Origin of the sequence: Acinetobacter sp. A1-4-2 (genome assembly GCF_040233925.1) — a bacterium.
Classification (GTDB): domain Bacteria; phylum Pseudomonadota; class Gammaproteobacteria; order Pseudomonadales; family Moraxellaceae; genus Acinetobacter.
This window is the reverse complement of the sequence record NZ_CP157981.1, coordinates 2383793-2398365: the sequence shown is the minus strand read 5'-3', so window position 1 is coordinate 2398365 and position 14573 is coordinate 2383793. Positions and strand designations below refer to the sequence as shown.

The following is a 14573-nucleotide window of genomic DNA, read 5'->3' as shown; positions in this document are numbered from 1 at the left end:
CCATAATTTTTAAAAATGAACAATGGACAAACTTAAAAAAGCGACTATACTTTGTTCACCATTTCTAAAACCTATGGAGAACAAAAATGGTTACTGCTGGCTCTAAACCCGGAACAGGCTTCTATTTTTGTGTCAAATGCGGACACCGCACCTACTTAGAAATTGGTACTGATCGTCTACCACCGTGTACCAAATGCCTTGGCAATCAATTTAACAACAAAATTGCCTAAGCAGCACCTATCAAACAGTTATCCTCTGTTTTGAACAAAAGCCCTATTCATCCATAGGGCTTTTTTGTATCTATAGTAATATTTAAAAAATAAAGTTTTATTATTTCAATGGTATATTGGTTTTCAATAATAATTTCATAGTCTGTAAGAATGATAAAAGATCTTGAACGAATTTTACAAATAGCTTTTAAAAATGCAAAACAACAATGTAATTCAGAGGAAAGCTGTCAGCTTGAAATGATTGAACGCAAAAAACATAATGACCGAAGTAAACAATGGATTGCACATTTAGCTGCACAGTTATTACAGTTTACGAAAGAATCCAATAAGACAAATGATCCAGAATTTTGTGCTTTTTATCGCAACAATGCGAATCTTGAAGATCGCAAAATATTTGGTCTAAACGAATTTTTATTTGATATTGTAATCGCACAGATGATTGAATTCGAATCAGCGCATAAGAAAGCTAAATTTAAAGCTATCAGGAATGCAAAATGGCTTGTAGAAAGTGAATTTCAAACAGGTACATCTAGACCACTTCTATTAGATATAAATAAGCTTGCGCTAGGAGCAGCTGAAAATAAGCTCTTCATTATGAGCAATAGTGATAAAAGCGTCATGAAGAGTTGGGTAACCGATACAATTAAAAAACTAATGGATGATGGAAAGGCAAACGTTTTTTTAGCTGTTGTGCCTCATCCTAGGGATTGGACAAATAAAGATATAATTGAAGTTGAGCAAATCGTTTAGTGTTTTATATTGATCATCAATGAGTTAACAAAAGCCCTATTCATCCATAGGGCTTTTGTTGGCTGGGCATTCTATCGTAGTGTATCAAGCGCGACTACAGGCGGAATGGCAAATTCCGTGATTTCCACAGCTGAATGAATTTGGGCGACTCTGCTGTCAATTCTGTTTTTGCCTTGCCTGCGCCCTGATGTGTCAGGATACTAATTATTATGCTGATATGCTGGGTACGCTTTGGACAAGAACATCACAGGAAAAAACCTGCTTTTAAGATGTAAATAAAATATATGTTTATACAAAATTTTTAAGAAATATTTACTTAAAGAATGTCACGGATATTTCATGTAAAACCGCTTGATTTTTACTCAATAAAAACATAATTATATTATGGAATTAAATCCATAAATTTAATATGGGTTTATTGTGGTTCAACTTTATAAAAATTATTCGGGGAACTATCAATGATCAAATTTATTGTAGATGAACAACCTGCAGCTAAAGGCATACACTATATACACAATGCGACACTGGGCTGCGAAGACCTGCCAAAATCGGATGACCAGATTTTGATTGGATACTTTGCAAATTATGAACTCGCCTATAAACGCGCAAGAATGAACTGGCCAACAGAAAGAGTAGAAGGCTGTAGCAAGTGCTGTAAGGAATAATTTACATCTGAAACTGAAAAACTCTGCCTAACTGGTGGAGTTTTTTTATTGGGCGGCTTATTAATTTGGCTGCGGAACACTAAAATGTTTCAATCATAAATCAGGTTTTGAATAAATATAAATAGATAGGAATAACTGGCGAATAGAAATCGCTTCCCATTCATCTATGGACTGATTATTGTGGATTGTTTGAAAAATACTTAACACACCCTCATCTTAAATTTTATATTCACGGTATTTAGGGCGGCTCAATTGCAACATTATCTTGATCTGAACCACGACTCTGGTGTGGCCAGCTATGAAATTGGCAATGAGTTTATTCGTGTTCAATTTAAGAAAAAATCAAAAATTTATACTTATAGCTATGCCAGTGCCGGCTATCAGCATATTGAAAATATGAAACAGCTGGCGCAATATGGCGATGGCTTAAATACCTATATCAATCAGAATCTTAAACAGCTCTATGTGCGATAAAGGGCAGTGGAATTCACAACTTTGCTTTGATTTAAATTGTTGTTTATAAATGAATAAACAACATAATGGCTCACTGCTATAGGCCTATAGTATCTGGCATATTTATCTTTAAAATTGCTGGATTATTGCTTTAAAATTAGCCTAAAAATATGGAATGGATAAAGTTAAAACCACGCTTGTCCTGGCAAAATATGACCAGAAACAAGTGTTTATTTAAGTCTGGAAATGATCAACATCATGGCATATTGAAGTATAGATGAAACAGAAGGTATGGGGTATGAACGGAAGAACAGAATGTCAAACATGCATGGTCTGCAAAAAAAGCTTTCCTAAAAAAAATCTTATCCCGATCGGAACAATTCGCAAAGTCATTACAGAGGAAATTTCACACGACTTTCCACAGTGGTCACCTAGCGACTTTATCTGCCAAGCCGATTTAACCAAATACCGTATGCAGTATGTACAGTCCATTTTAAAATCTGAACAAGGTGAAGTCACTGATCTGGAATATGAAGTGTTGAACAGTATGCAACAGCATGAGCTGATCAGCAAAAATGTAGAGAACAAGCTCGATCAGAATTGGACTTTTGGAGAAAAACTGGCTGATAAAATTGCAAGTTTCGGTGGTAGCTGGACCTTTTTGATCTGCTTTGCCATTTTCTTGGCGCTGTGGATCTTGATCAATACCGTGGTAATGGTGAAACATCCTGCAGATCCATATCCCTTCATTTTATTAAATTTAATGCTGTCCTGTTTGGCCGCCATTCAGGCACCAGTAATCATGATGAGCCAAAACCGGCAGGAAGCCAAAGACCGTTTGCGTTCGCAAAATGATTATCAGGTCAACTTAAAAGCTGAACTGGAGATTCGGCATTTACATGAAAAACTCGATCATCTTTTAATGCATCAGTGGGATCGTCTGGCTAAAATTCAGGAAATTCAACTGGATTTGCTGTCGGAAATGACCAAGAAGAAATAGCCATTTATAACCTGATGCTAATCTTCAATGTTGCGATTTATAGAGATGGAGAAAATATTCCGATTCATGTTGGTTTGGCGTAATAAAAAGCAGAATTTTGTATCAATTAGGGAAATTTTTTTACAAATATAGATAAAGCGGGAAAATATTCCAAAAAGAATAAAAAATGCAAAATCTTAGGAAATTAATCCCGCATATCTTTGGCTATTCTATATCTCAAGGGTGTGAAGGGATCGAAAAGAGTAGATTGCTGCCAGTTGCGTACAACGTGAGTGTAGTACTTACCCACAAGGTCTTGATTCGGCTTAGGACGCTATAAATTACCAATTTATAGGCATCAGGTTATCACTTACAAAGTGGTAATAGTTGAAGTAAAACAGTATGTTTTCCCTGACCCCCTAAAAAATTCTCAAACACATAAAAATAGAAGAAATCAAATTTGAATTCAAAAAACCGGATACAAATCAGTGGTTCATTTTTGTTGATAAAATCTGCTAATTTATAAAATATCAGCGAGCATCCGGTCAGGCCATAAAAATGCTAAATGATGATTTTTGGAGTCATTTTCTACTTTGTTCATTACTCATTAATTACATCATATTAATGATCTGGTTTTTGCTGTTTATTTTTGCCCGTAACTGGATGAAACAGCTGCATGGCAAATGGTTCCAGCTTTCAGATCACACTTTTGATGCCATTCATTATGGCGGCATGGTTATATATAAAATTGGTATTTTACTGCTTAATCTGGTGCCATTTCTGGCCTTATATCTGATAAATTCCTAACCCGGATTCAACTTTAAAAGGCTTATAGGCGAATAGATTATCTTTAAACAGCAGTTTCGCAGTTTATAAAAACAGGACCGCTACAATCAAAAACAAGCAAAAGAGGAATTCGGCAGCATGAATCAATTCAAACCTGCACTGATTTTAGGTATTTTCATTTGTCTGGGGATGATTATTGCGGGATGGATTCTCGGCAGTAGTGCAGTCAAAATTAAGCAGTATGAACGTATAGTCTCAGTCAAAGGTCTATCTGAGCGTGAGGTGAAAGCTGATGTCGCAGTATGGCCAATCCGTTTTAGCTCGGCCAGTCAGGACCTGACCCAGCTTTATGACACCATGGAAACACAAACCCAGCAAATTCAGGCATTTTTAAAGGCCGAAGGTTTTAGCGATCAGGAAATTACCACTGCGGCTCCGGTTACGACCGATAAATATGCCCAGCAATATGGCGGTGATGCCAATGTCGCGCTACGTTATACCGCCCATCAAACTATTACCATCTATACTCACCGAATAGATGCAGTGCGGGCAGCACAAAGCCGTCTGGTGGCTTTGGGTAAAAAGGGTATTGCCTTTGGTGGCGATGATTCAGGTCAACGAACCGAATATTTATTTACCAAGTTAAATGATATCAAGCCGGCCATGATTGAGCAGGCGACACAGAACGCCCGCAGTGTGGCAGAAAAATTTGCCGCAGATTCCAAAAGCCGTTTAGGTAAAATCAAGGCGGCCAATCAGGGACTGTTTAGCATTGAAGATCGTGACAGTAATACTCCCTATTTAAAGAAAGTCCGTGTGGTATCGACGGTAGACTATTATCTGGCTGATTAAATGGGGTAAAAAGTGATGAAAAAATGCGGTTTGATGTGCGGATAAATTCCAGTAATCCCAATTTTTCTGCAATAAAAAACCTGTATTTTAATTCGGAAGATAAAAAATTCTTTTAAATTATTATTTTTAGGAAAAAATTACCAAAATTAATAAAAAATGAAAAAATTGAGGGAATTCATCCCGGCCGTGTTTGGCTAATATATGTTTCAAGGGTGTGATAAGGGATCGAAAAGAGTAGCTTGCTGCCAGTTGCGTACAACGTGAGTGCAGTACTTACCCAAAAGGTCTCGATTCGGCTTAGGACGCTATAGATTATCAATTTATAGGCATAGGGTTATAACTTACAAAGTTATAATGGTTGAAGTAAACCACAGATGTTTTCCCTAACACCCTCAAAAATTCTCCGGCAAAAATATAAGATAAAAATCTCTCTTCTTTTTCTTTATTGATAAAATATTTAATAAATCATTTACCTATAATAAATTATATGCGTTATCTCGATACACTTATTCAACATTGTCATGCTGCTAAAACGGCTATACCTGTTCAGGAATTTATATTTTCAACTGTAGATGATTTACCTCCGATATCTAAAGCGATTTATATCATTGAACAAGTAGAGGGTGATATGAATGAAACATTTAATCATTTTCGTATCTTTAAAGCGCAGGGAACTCATGCCTGTGCAAGATTAAATGCGCCTTGCACAGTGATGTATGTAGGTTCATCTACCACAGGACTTAAAAATCGGTTGAAACAACATTTGGGTCAAGGCCAAAAGAGCACGTATGCACTACATTTGAGTCAATGGTTTCAAGGTCAGTTTAAAATCACGATCAGGCAATATGAAGTAGATCATCAGGTACTGCAATTGATTGAAGATGACCTTTCTCATCAGCTTAAACCTGCGTTTGGAAAATTGGGTGCAAACAATAAATAATTCCAGATTGACTCTGTATTTCACAGACGTTGACAGTCGGATCGGACCTTGTTATTTTGCGCCCATTCTCCCACATGCTGTAATGCTATGCCCATCAACGACAACTTCGTGTATATGCCGTCTCAGGAACCGCTTGCCATTGTCTATGAAGATGAAGACCTGGTGGTGATTGAAAAGCCGGCAGGGCTGTTGTCCGTTCCGGGACGCTTACCTGAACATCATGACAGTGCCTATTTTCGGGTATTGGAACGCTATCCCAATGCTAAAATTACCCACCGTCTAGATATGGCAACTTCCGGCATTTTGATGTTTGCCAAACACCGTGAAGCAGAAGTGGCGGTCAGTAAAATGTTTCAGGCACGTACGGTCAAAAAAAACTATATTGCGCTGGTTCAAGGCAAGCTCGAAGCCGAGGGCAGTGTCGAAGTGCCATTAATTACTGACTGGGAAAACCGGCCGCGTCAAATTGTGCATTTTGAATTGGGAAAACCTGCCAGAACGCTGTATCAGGCCTTGGAATATTCTGCAGCGGAAGACATTAGCCGGGTATTACTGACTCCGATTACCGGACGTTCCCATCAACTTCGGGTGCATATGCAATATATCGGACATCCGATTACCGGCGACAAGCTCTATCATCCAGAACCCTACCAGAGTCCATTACAACGAATGGCCTTACATGCCAGCTATCTGGCTTTTAAACAGCCTTTAAGCGGAGCAGATGTTGAAATTAAAGCTCAAGTGCCTTTTTAATCAGTGTCTTAAATTTTTATCTGTTTAACATTCTAGAATTTTAATCATAAGTTACATATATGATATGAGGGCTATCGTCTGCTTAGCTCACTGATTTATGCTGATGAAAATCTTAGAATAATAAAAAGTGCGATCATTCAGACACGATATCCCTTTTCTGGTAATGGAAAAACAAACGAATAATAATGCGTAACATTTCTTTGAAATAATAATTTTGAGATAATAATCGTTTATCTATATATCCTGACCACAATGATTTATCTATATATCCTGACTACCCTCATTTTGTTGGGATTGCTTTATCGGGCAATCATGCAAATAAGAAAAAAACAGATCATGCTTGAATCTTTACAGGTGAATCTGGATCGCACGCGAAATAATCTGGCAGAGCATGAACAGCAAAATGATGCGCTGCACCATCAATTAAATACCTGTCGTATAGAGATTGGAAATTTAAAAAACAGGGTTGAAAAGCTGAGCCAGTATCAGGACATTGTAGATATTGAACATTACATTGCGGAGCGAAAAAACCAGGCCGAGAGCTTTGTTGAAGTCACTAAAACTGAAGCAGAGTTTCTGCTGGAAAAAATGAAGGCAGAGATTGAAAATACTCGACATTATCTGGAAAAACTGGAAAAAAACAGCCAGCTTAAGCTGGAAGCCCAAGCCAGAGAACGATTAGGTGCTTTTTATAATCAGGTCTTAGAACAAGAAAACTTGGAGGCAATTTCTAAAGCTCTGGAAAACAAGATTCAGGGTTATGGTATTCAAGAGGTATATCCTGTACAAACCTTTCTGGATCAATTGATTGATGGCTATGGTGACATTCATGCCGCGCAGCAGTTAAAAGAAGTCCGCCGTAAAATAAAAAATGCCATTGCAGCAAACACAGGGGGGCAATGTGAGTATGTCGAAGAAAATCGCCAACTTTCTGCCATCGCTCTGGTTACTCATGTCTTTAACAGTAAAGCTGATCTGTATTTATCTCAATTAGACCATGACACTGTGGACCTGTTTATTCAGGCGCTGCAAGATGACTTTATCCTGATCAATCATTATGGAGTAGCATTCGGTCATACCCGAATTCATGAATCATTTTTAAAGTTACGTCTGGAAGAATTTAAACTTACAGCCCTGGTTTTAGCCTTCAAGGCACAGCAACAGACTGAGCCAAGTGAATTGCAACAGCAGAGGGTGGAAGGCTAATACCAGCGATCTGTAAAAATGGTAGAAAGAGAGATTGTTCATCAGCACAAGTGCTGTAGTTAAGCTAATATAGTTAAATAGATAAACTGAAACAAACTTGAGCTAATCTATATGGCATGATATAGCTGGTACCTAATTACAATAAGGAAACGCTCCATGACACGCGATTTTGAACAATTCCCCGATGATGAAAATGGTAATGTACTTTGGCAAATGGCCGAAGATGGCGATGACCTGACCGAAGCGCATGAAATTGAATTTTCCATTGCTTTTCAGTCTGAAGAACAGGCACAAAAATGTGCACTTTATCTGCTTAAAGAAGAGCAAAAAATTAGCCTGTTTGAAGATGAAGAAGCCGATACGGTCGAGTGGATTATTACCATTTATGTGTATATGGAACCTGAATATTCAGACATCGTCGATCTGGAAGAATGGTTCACTAAAATTGCGACGCAATATGATGGCGAATATGATGGCTGGGGCTGCATGGCCTATGTCTATGAAGATGAAGAATGGGAAAATGAAGTCAAAAGTTAATCCATATTCCTAAAAAATTAACAGGTTGGGGATGATCCAAGTTAAGCCAATCGGATTGAACCTGTTAAAACACGCCTTAAGCATTTAGATGCTTAGGGCTTTTTTAATGGCAAAATTTTATTAAAAGCATCAGAAATGAGCTGAAACTCAGCGCTGCATGACTAAAAGTGGGTTTCTCATTATTTTTAAGTTTCTATCTGTTTTAATTCTTCTGAATTTTTAATTTAAATATTTGATTTTAATATGGTTGTGTGGCGATTTTTAACTCAGCTATTTGAATGTCATCTCTCTGCGTTGTTTACCAAATACCTGCAATGTATTTACCAAGCACTTCCTTTGTAAAGAAAACTCCTTGCTAGATTAATACATAAATTGCAAAAAAGTTTATCTCTATTCCCAGAAGAAAAGGAGCATAGCATGGCAGTCAATCACTATGTGGCCTATGGTCCAGAAGTAGAGCAAAAACAGGAAAATGAAGAAGCAGACATTCAGCACATCGTAGAGTATATGGCGCAAACCCATACTCAGGTTTTTGACAAGCATCGTCATGCGGTACGCGATGCACATGCGAAATCTCATGGTTTTTTAAAAGGCATTTTGACCATTCCTGAAAACCTGCCCAATCACTTGGCACAGGGAATTTTTGCGCATCCGGGTTATTATGATGTCATTGTGCGTCTGTCTGCCGCTCCGGGGGATTTGCGTAGTGATAAAACACCCGCACCTCATGGTTTTGCCCTTAAAGTTTTAAATGTACCGGGCGAACGCTTATTGCCAGAAGATTCAAGCGATGGAAAAAATCAGGATTTCCTGATGGTCAATGTTCCGGTACTGGCTTTTGGGACGGTACGTAAATATATGCAAATGCTGCCTTTCATCATTGAAGGGGAAAAAACGTCTGAACTGGTCATGCGTAGCCTGCGCAGTGTCATGCGCGGAATGGATCATCTGCTCAATCGCGCTGGCTTGCCTGCATCTACGATGATAAAAGGTCTGGCACGCAGTCAACATCATGTGCTAGGAGAAACCTATCACAGTATGGCTGCTCTTCGTTATGGCAACTATATTGCCAAAATGAGTGTGGCACCTGAATCTGAATCGGTGAAGCAGTTGACCGGTTTACAGATGTATATTCAGGATGATTCTGGCATACGTGATCTGGTACAGGATTTTTTCAAGCGTAATACGGCTGAATATGTGATTCGCGCCCAGCTCTGTACTCATCTGGAGCGTATGCCTGTCGAAGATGCATCGGTCTTATGGGATGAGGATGAGTCACCGCATCAGGTCATTGGAACTTTACATTTTCCGCGGCAAAATACCTTCAGTCCGGCACGTCGGGTTTATTCGGATGACGTGCTGTCTTTCAGCCCATGGCATGGGGTAAAACAACATCAGCCTCTGGGTTCCATCATGCGTGTACGTATGCAGGCTTATGAACGTTCATCCTGTTTTCGGCACTGTATGAACATCCAGCCCCGCACAGAACCCAATGATATTGATGACATGCCAGATTAAATATTCACAGCCGGATTTTACACTCAGACTAAAAATACCTGCCTGAATACAGCTGTTTTAGACCTATACTGTTTAGGGATATTTTAATTGCTGATTAACAAGGAAGTGAAAATCCTGCTTAATATTGTATTAAAGTCCCACATAGATCATAGAGTAACAGCAATAGTTTTCATCTTAGATCAGCATTTAAAAACAACAATAAGATGAGGTCGTAAAATGAGTAAAAGCAATACGGTTAAATTGCATCGGGTATTGAGCTCACCCCCAGAACGGGTGTTTAAGGCCTTTATTGATCCGGATGCTCTGGTTAAATGGATGGCACCGCATGGTTTTACCGCGAAGGTTCATCATCTGGATGCAAAAGTGGGTGGAAGCTATAAAATGTCGTTTAGCAATTTTTCTACTGGTTCCAGCCATTCCTTTGCTGGCACCTATCATGAAATCATTCCCAATCAATTGTTACGCTATACTGACCAGTTCGATGATCCCAATTTTCCCGGAAACATTGAAGTGGTCATTCAATTCAAAGCAGTGTCGGTGGGAACAGAAGTGCATATTACCCAATCGGGTATTCCTGATGTTATTCCAGTGGAAGCCTGTTATTTGGGATGGCAGGAATCTTTGCAACTGCTCACTTTACTGGTTACTCCTGAAATTCCAGATCAATAGTGTTTTACAATGCAAATTCAAATTAAACGTGCCTATGCGGAAGTTTTACCTTCAGATGGCAAACGTATTCTGGTTGACCGGCTGTGGCCTAGAGGCATTAAAAAAGAAGATACCAAAATTGATTTGTGGGCTAAAGAAATCACGCCATCGACTGAGCTACGAAAATGGTATGCGCATGACCCCGAACATTGGGACGAATTTCAGCAACGTTACAGGGCTGAACTGCGTTCACAAGCAGAGTTGTTGCAGCAAATTAGAGAAATCGCTAAACAGGAAAAAATTAGTCTCATCACCGCAGCAAAAAGTGAAAGATATAACCATGTGATTGTACTCAAACAGGTTTTAGAGGAAAACTGAAAGCATCTGATGAGTGGTTTTATTCCATAAGATAAATAAGGTTTTAGCAAAAGATTGGTTGATAAAATGTTATAATAAGATTTTTGAGGTTTTTTATGTCTTTGCCAAATTGCCCCAAATGTAATTCAGAATATGTTTATCAAGATGGCGATTTGCTGATTTGCCCAGAATGCGCTCATGAGTGGAAAGAGGGTGAAAGCAGTACTGAACAGGCTACAATTATTAAAGATGCAAATGGCAATGTGCTTGCTGATGGCGATACTGTTACCCTGATTAAAGATCTGAAAATTAAAGGTTCTTCATCGGTGATTAAAGTCGGAACCAAGGCGAAGAATATTCGTTTATTACCTGACTCAAGTGATGGTCATGATCTGGACTGTAAAGTGGATGGTTTTGGTGCCATGAAATTAAAATCTGAATTTGTGAAAAAAGCTTAATTCACTACATTAAAAATCCAAAAAAAGCTCTGGCGACATGCTGGAGCTTTTTTATGAGCTGGTACTCATTTGCACGATTTTGAAATTGGTTTTTTATAATTGCTATGCTTGATTCAACATAGACATAATCTATCTGATGATTACTTCCTTCATGCTATAACTACTGTCCTTCATCTTAAAAAATTTTGTTATGCCACATATACATCTTGAATATTCAGACAATGTAGAAAATTTTGAACCAAAATCCCTCTTGCTTGCTTTAAATCAGGCACTGGTTGAGGGAGCTTATGTGACTGCCGCAAATGAGCTAAAAAGCCGTGCCATTTGCCAGCACGATTATGTCATTGGCTTGGGAGATGTTTCACAAGCCTATGTCCATGCGAAAGTTTCTTTATTGGCTGGACGTAGTCTGGAGTTACAACAGCAAATTGCTCAAGTGATTCTGCACACACTTGAACAGCACATACCAGCTCAAAGCCAAGTCAGTGTACAGATTTGTGTGGAAATATTGGAAATGCAGAAAGCCACTTACGCTAAAAAAATTGTTTAAGGCTTGGCTACTTATTCAATATCAACAGTTAGGAAGAGAATAGATGGTCGATTTATTCTCTTGGCGGCCTGTTATTGTGCTGCGATAGAAACTGTACTTGGAGAAAACTGGGCTTTGATAAGAATGACCAGGTGTCCTTTTAAGGCGATAAATCATACAATCCAGATTTAAATCATGATCATAAAATGTGCTTTTTTGAAATAAAAAGTCATTTTTATTTCATATAAATAGCGTATTTTTAATCATATAAATTCGATTCTTTTATAACTTTTACAATAACAAGGGGAGTATTTTATATGGCAGGATGGTATGAAGTCAGTCAGGCCAGCGATGGACAATATCGCTTTGTTTTGAAAGCTGGCAATGGGGAAGTGATTCTGACCAGCGAATTATACAAGAGCAAAGCTTCGGCACAGAATGGCATTGAGTCCGTACAAAAAAATAGCCCTGAGGATAGCCGCTATGAACGTCTGGAAGCGAAAAACGGTAAGCCTTATTTCAATTTAAAGGCAGCCAATTATCAAATTATTGGCACCAGCCAACTGTATGCAAGTGAGCAGGCACGCGAGAAAGGGATTGAGTCGGTAAAAAATAACGGTTCAAGTACCACCATTAAAGACCTGATTGCATAAATCAAATCAATGCTCAGATTAAAGCATGTATTGATACATGCTTTATTTTTTTCTGACAGCATCTAAATAGAAGGTAAAAAAATCAGGAGATGTACTGATCTTCAAGCCAGTGTACTCAGCTGATGATCAGTTTAATCCGAAATATTGATTTAAAAACGCTTAGGAATGCGCTGCCCATTTGGTACTGGAGATTCCGCCTTTTTCAGTACACCAAACAGCCAGGTTTCAGCATGGTTGACAGCCTGTTTTAAATCGTCACCTTGCGCTAAACGGCCGGCAATAAAGCTGGCCAGCGAACAGCCTGAACCGTGATATTGACCTTCAAGGCGAGGACATCGGGTTTCAGACACCAGCTTGCCATCAATATATAAGGTATTGCGGATATAATCCGGGGTATCTTCATGTCCGCCTTTGACCAAAATCGCTTTAGCGCCCATGGCAAAAAGTTTTTCCGTTGCCTGGTCAATATCTTCCACACCGGTTAAGGCACGAAGCTCTACCGTATTCGGGGTCAGAACGGTAGCCAGCGGAATCAGCTCGACAAAGGCTTTCACCAGTGTGGCTTGATCACCCAGTGAACCGCCACTATTGGCTACCAGTACCGGATCGAGCACATACAGATATTCAGGATGTTCACGTAAAAATTCAGCCAAAGCTGCAATATTGTCTGTGGTGCCTAACATACCCGATTTAACACATTTAATCGGTAAATCACCGACCACTGCATGGGCTTGAGCCAGCAATAATTCTTTGGAGGTTGCTTCAAAACCAAACACCTGCTGCGAGTTTTGAATGGTCAGGGCAGTACAGGCAATTGCTGCATGTGCGCCACTTTGGCCAATCGCTTCAATATCTGCCTGCAAGCCAGCGCCACCCGATGGATCTAAACCAGAAAAGCAAAGTACAGTAGGGCGCACAATGATGTCCTTAAATCACAAAATTTGCGTTAGTATAGGCAACTTTGAGCCAAGTCTCGATAGTATTTGTGAAGTAAAAATTTAGGTTGAAGGGTTGGTTGGTGATTAAGAATATTTTGATTGATTTAGACGGAACATTAACTGATCCCAAAGTGGGGATTACCACTTCAGCGCGTTATGGTCTGGCCAAAGTAGGTCATCCGATTGCCGATGAAGTCAATATCGACTGGATTATTGGTCCACCTTTGCAGGCATCTTTGGCGAAAATTTTAAATGTTGCAGTGGATGATGTTTTGGCTGAACAGGCCTTGATGGGCTATCGGGAACGTTTTGCTGTGACCGGCTTGTATGAAAATCATGTTTTTGAAGATGTCGCTGCAACTTTGCAAACCTTGCAGCAAAAGGGTTTCCATTTGTATTTGGCTACGGCCAAACCTCAAATCTATGCCAAGCAGATTTTAGAACATTTTGATCTGCTGCAATATTTTAACTATGCGTACGGCAGTGAGCTGAACGGTGAGCGTACCAACAAGGGCGAGTTGATTGCTTATATCCTGGAAAAGGAAAAGTTAGATCCAGCTGAATGCGTGATGGTGGGTGACCGTGAGCATGATATTTTTGGTGCTCGCAGCAATAGTATAGACACCATCGCAGTGGACTATGGTTATGGTTCTGATGCAGAGCTTACTCAGGCAAAACCTAAAGCACGGATAGCCAAATTTTCCGATCTGCTTCAATTTTTTTGATCACTCAATACAAGCAATTACTTCCCTGAGTATCTCCCCTGAATCAAGCTTTTGGGACTGTTAACGTAGGTCCAGATAAAAACTTTCCTTCACTTCTTCCATGACAATGTAACTGTGTGAGGAAGCGGAGGAGGGAAGTTTTTTGAGTAAGTCGCCAAGTAGACGTCGATAGGCACTCATTTCTTTTAAACGTGCTTTGACCAGATAATCAAACTCACCCGAAATCAGATGACATTCCAAAACTTCAGGAATTTCCACCAAATCGCGTGCAACCTGATCAAACACATCGCCTGATTTGGCGGATAGTTTGATTTCTAAAAATACCAGCAAGTTGCGATCGACCAGTTGCGGATTCAGCCGTGCATAATAGCCCATGATGATGCCATCGCGTTCCAGGCGTTTGACCCGTTCCGAACAGGGGGTAGTAGACAGATTGACCCGAGATGCCAATTCGCTGATGGCAATCCGTCCATCGCGCTGCAAAATATCCAGAATCTGTTGATCTATACGATCCAATTTACGCATTATGATTTTCCTTTTTTTAGAATTTTTTCGCGACGAAACTATTAAATTACCTAGATTATAGTGCTTAAAAC

Annotated in this window: 20 protein-coding genes; 18 read left to right on the top strand and 2 right to left on the bottom strand. The window is 39.3% G+C overall.

Translation table 11 applies throughout. From position 1 onward, the window contains the following. The first annotated feature begins 86 nt into the window (after nt 1–86). The 17 genes from ABJ384_RS11675 to ABJ384_RS11595 all read left to right on the top strand — a co-directional run bounded on the left by ABJ384_RS11675 (nt 87) and on the right by ABJ384_RS11595 (nt 12314). Nucleotides 87–230, top strand: a complete 144-nt coding sequence (locus ABJ384_RS11675; RefSeq protein ID WP_086197667.1) for a hypothetical protein — start codon at nt 87–89, stop codon at nt 228–230. 150 nt (nt 231–380) lie between these two features. Continuing rightward, entirely contained in the window at nt 381–980 is a 600-nt protein-coding gene (locus ABJ384_RS11670; protein WP_349927483.1) for a hypothetical protein, read from the top strand. A 458-nt stretch (nt 981–1438) separates the two neighbouring features. Next, nucleotides 1439–1645: a hypothetical protein gene (locus tag ABJ384_RS11665; protein ID WP_086197666.1), complete on the top strand. Its 207-nt coding sequence runs from the start codon at nt 1439–1441 to the stop codon at nt 1643–1645. Between the two features lie 252 nt (nt 1646–1897). Beyond that, the gene (locus tag ABJ384_RS11660) at nt 1898–2119 is read left to right on the top strand and encodes a hypothetical protein (protein WP_349927481.1); all 222 of its coding nucleotides are present in this window, start codon (nt 1898–1900) and stop codon (nt 2117–2119) included. Nucleotides 2120–2396: 277 nt separating this feature from the next. Continuing rightward, nucleotides 2397–3098, top strand: coding sequence for a DUF1003 domain-containing protein (locus tag ABJ384_RS11655; protein ID WP_349927479.1), 702 nt, complete (start codon nt 2397–2399; stop codon nt 3096–3098). Nucleotides 3099–3635: 537 nt separating this feature from the next. Continuing rightward, nucleotides 3636–3884: a DUF6868 family protein gene (locus ABJ384_RS11650; RefSeq protein ID WP_349927477.1), complete on the top strand. Its 249-nt coding sequence runs from the start codon at nt 3636–3638 to the stop codon at nt 3882–3884. A gap of 117 nt (nt 3885–4001) precedes the next feature. Then, nucleotides 4002–4715, top strand: a complete 714-nt coding sequence (locus ABJ384_RS11645; protein WP_349927475.1) for an SIMPL domain-containing protein — start codon at nt 4002–4004, stop codon at nt 4713–4715. Between the two features lie 487 nt (nt 4716–5202). After that, nucleotides 5203–5655 (top strand): hypothetical protein, encoded by a 453-nt coding sequence (locus ABJ384_RS11640; protein ID WP_349927472.1) that lies wholly within the window; start codon nt 5203–5205, stop codon nt 5653–5655. Between the two features lie 87 nt (nt 5656–5742). Then, complete coding sequence (locus ABJ384_RS11635) at nt 5743–6408, top strand: RluA family pseudouridine synthase (protein ID WP_349927470.1); 666 nt, start codon at nt 5743–5745, stop codon at nt 6406–6408. A gap of 336 nt (nt 6409–6744) precedes the next feature. Further along, nucleotides 6745–7614 (top strand): DUF4041 domain-containing protein, encoded by an 870-nt coding sequence (locus tag ABJ384_RS11630; RefSeq protein WP_349927468.1) that lies wholly within the window; start codon nt 6745–6747, stop codon nt 7612–7614. 156 nt (nt 7615–7770) lie between these two features. After that, a complete protein-coding gene (locus ABJ384_RS11625; protein WP_086197659.1) occupies nt 7771–8151 on the top strand; it encodes a ribonuclease E inhibitor RraB in 381 nt (126 codons plus the stop codon). A 417-nt stretch (nt 8152–8568) separates the two neighbouring features. Next, nucleotides 8569–9669 (top strand): catalase family protein, encoded by a 1101-nt coding sequence (locus ABJ384_RS11620; RefSeq protein ID WP_349927466.1) that lies wholly within the window; start codon nt 8569–8571, stop codon nt 9667–9669. Nucleotides 9670–9885: 216 nt separating this feature from the next. Then, nucleotides 9886–10338 (top strand): SRPBCC family protein, encoded by a 453-nt coding sequence (locus ABJ384_RS11615; RefSeq protein ID WP_349927464.1) that lies wholly within the window; start codon nt 9886–9888, stop codon nt 10336–10338. 9 nt (nt 10339–10347) lie between these two features. After that, the gene (locus ABJ384_RS11610) at nt 10348–10695 is read left to right on the top strand and encodes a DUF488 domain-containing protein (protein WP_349927462.1); all 348 of its coding nucleotides are present in this window, start codon (nt 10348–10350) and stop codon (nt 10693–10695) included. Nucleotides 10696–10790: 95 nt separating this feature from the next. Then, nucleotides 10791–11132, top strand: coding sequence for a zinc ribbon domain-containing protein YjdM (locus tag ABJ384_RS11605; protein ID WP_200223803.1), 342 nt, complete (start codon nt 10791–10793; stop codon nt 11130–11132). A 190-nt stretch (nt 11133–11322) separates the two neighbouring features. Then, complete coding sequence (locus ABJ384_RS11600) at nt 11323–11682, top strand: 5-carboxymethyl-2-hydroxymuconate Delta-isomerase (protein WP_349927461.1); 360 nt, start codon at nt 11323–11325, stop codon at nt 11680–11682. 296 nt (nt 11683–11978) lie between these two features. Beyond that, entirely contained in the window at nt 11979–12314 is a 336-nt protein-coding gene (locus ABJ384_RS11595) for a YegP family protein (protein WP_166170813.1), read from the top strand. Nucleotides 12315–12463: 149 nt separating this feature from the next. Here the strand turns inward: ABJ384_RS11595 and ABJ384_RS11590 are convergent, their stop codons facing one another. Next, nucleotides 12464–13231, bottom strand: coding sequence for a hydroxymethylpyrimidine/phosphomethylpyrimidine kinase (locus tag ABJ384_RS11590; RefSeq protein ID WP_349927458.1), 768 nt, complete (start codon nt 13229–13231; stop codon nt 12464–12466). A gap of 101 nt (nt 13232–13332) precedes the next feature. Between ABJ384_RS11590 and ABJ384_RS11585 the strand changes: the two genes are divergently transcribed. Continuing rightward, nucleotides 13333–13977, top strand: coding sequence for an HAD-IA family hydrolase (locus ABJ384_RS11585; protein WP_349927456.1), 645 nt, complete (start codon nt 13333–13335; stop codon nt 13975–13977). A gap of 60 nt (nt 13978–14037) precedes the next feature. Here ABJ384_RS11585 and ABJ384_RS11580 read toward each other — a convergent pair whose 3' ends face one another. Continuing rightward, nucleotides 14038–14502 (bottom strand): Lrp/AsnC ligand binding domain-containing protein, encoded by a 465-nt coding sequence (locus ABJ384_RS11580; RefSeq protein ID WP_086197651.1) that lies wholly within the window; start codon nt 14500–14502, stop codon nt 14038–14040. Between the last annotated feature and the right edge of the window lie 71 nt (nt 14503–14573).

Bases quoted from the DNA above. Each gene is read 5' to 3' on its own strand.
- ABJ384_RS11675 (WP_086197667.1), top strand. From the start codon at position 87: ATGGTTACTGCTGGCTCTAAACCCGGAACAGGCTTCTATTTTTGTGTC.
- ABJ384_RS11670 (WP_349927483.1), top strand. From the start codon at position 381: ATGATAAAAGATCTTGAACGAATTTTACAAATAGCTTTTAAAAATGCA.
- ABJ384_RS11665 (WP_086197666.1), top strand. From the start codon at position 1,439: ATGATCAAATTTATTGTAGATGAACAACCTGCAGCTAAAGGCATACAC.
- ABJ384_RS11655 (WP_349927479.1), top strand. From the start codon at position 2,397: ATGAACGGAAGAACAGAATGTCAAACATGCATGGTCTGCAAAAAAAGC.
- ABJ384_RS11650 (WP_349927477.1), top strand. From the start codon at position 3,636: ATGCTAAATGATGATTTTTGGAGTCATTTTCTACTTTGTTCATTACTC.
- ABJ384_RS11645 (WP_349927475.1), top strand. From the start codon at position 4,002: ATGAATCAATTCAAACCTGCACTGATTTTAGGTATTTTCATTTGTCTG.
- ABJ384_RS11640 (WP_349927472.1), top strand. From the start codon at position 5,203: ATGCGTTATCTCGATACACTTATTCAACATTGTCATGCTGCTAAAACG.
- ABJ384_RS11635 (WP_349927470.1), top strand. From the start codon at position 5,743: ATGCCCATCAACGACAACTTCGTGTATATGCCGTCTCAGGAACCGCTT.
- ABJ384_RS11630 (WP_349927468.1), top strand. From the start codon at position 6,745: ATGCTTGAATCTTTACAGGTGAATCTGGATCGCACGCGAAATAATCTG.
- ABJ384_RS11625 (WP_086197659.1), top strand. From the start codon at position 7,771: ATGACACGCGATTTTGAACAATTCCCCGATGATGAAAATGGTAATGTA.
- ABJ384_RS11620 (WP_349927466.1), top strand. From the start codon at position 8,569: ATGGCAGTCAATCACTATGTGGCCTATGGTCCAGAAGTAGAGCAAAAA.
- ABJ384_RS11615 (WP_349927464.1), top strand. From the start codon at position 9,886: ATGAGTAAAAGCAATACGGTTAAATTGCATCGGGTATTGAGCTCACCC.
- ABJ384_RS11610 (WP_349927462.1), top strand. From the start codon at position 10,348: ATGCAAATTCAAATTAAACGTGCCTATGCGGAAGTTTTACCTTCAGAT.
- ABJ384_RS11605 (WP_200223803.1), top strand. From the start codon at position 10,791: ATGTCTTTGCCAAATTGCCCCAAATGTAATTCAGAATATGTTTATCAA.
- ABJ384_RS11600 (WP_349927461.1), top strand. From the start codon at position 11,323: ATGCCACATATACATCTTGAATATTCAGACAATGTAGAAAATTTTGAA.
- ABJ384_RS11595 (WP_166170813.1), top strand. From the start codon at position 11,979: ATGGCAGGATGGTATGAAGTCAGTCAGGCCAGCGATGGACAATATCGC.
- ABJ384_RS11580 (WP_086197651.1), bottom strand. From the start codon at position 14,502: ATGCGTAAATTGGATCGTATAGATCAACAGATTCTGGATATTTTGCAG.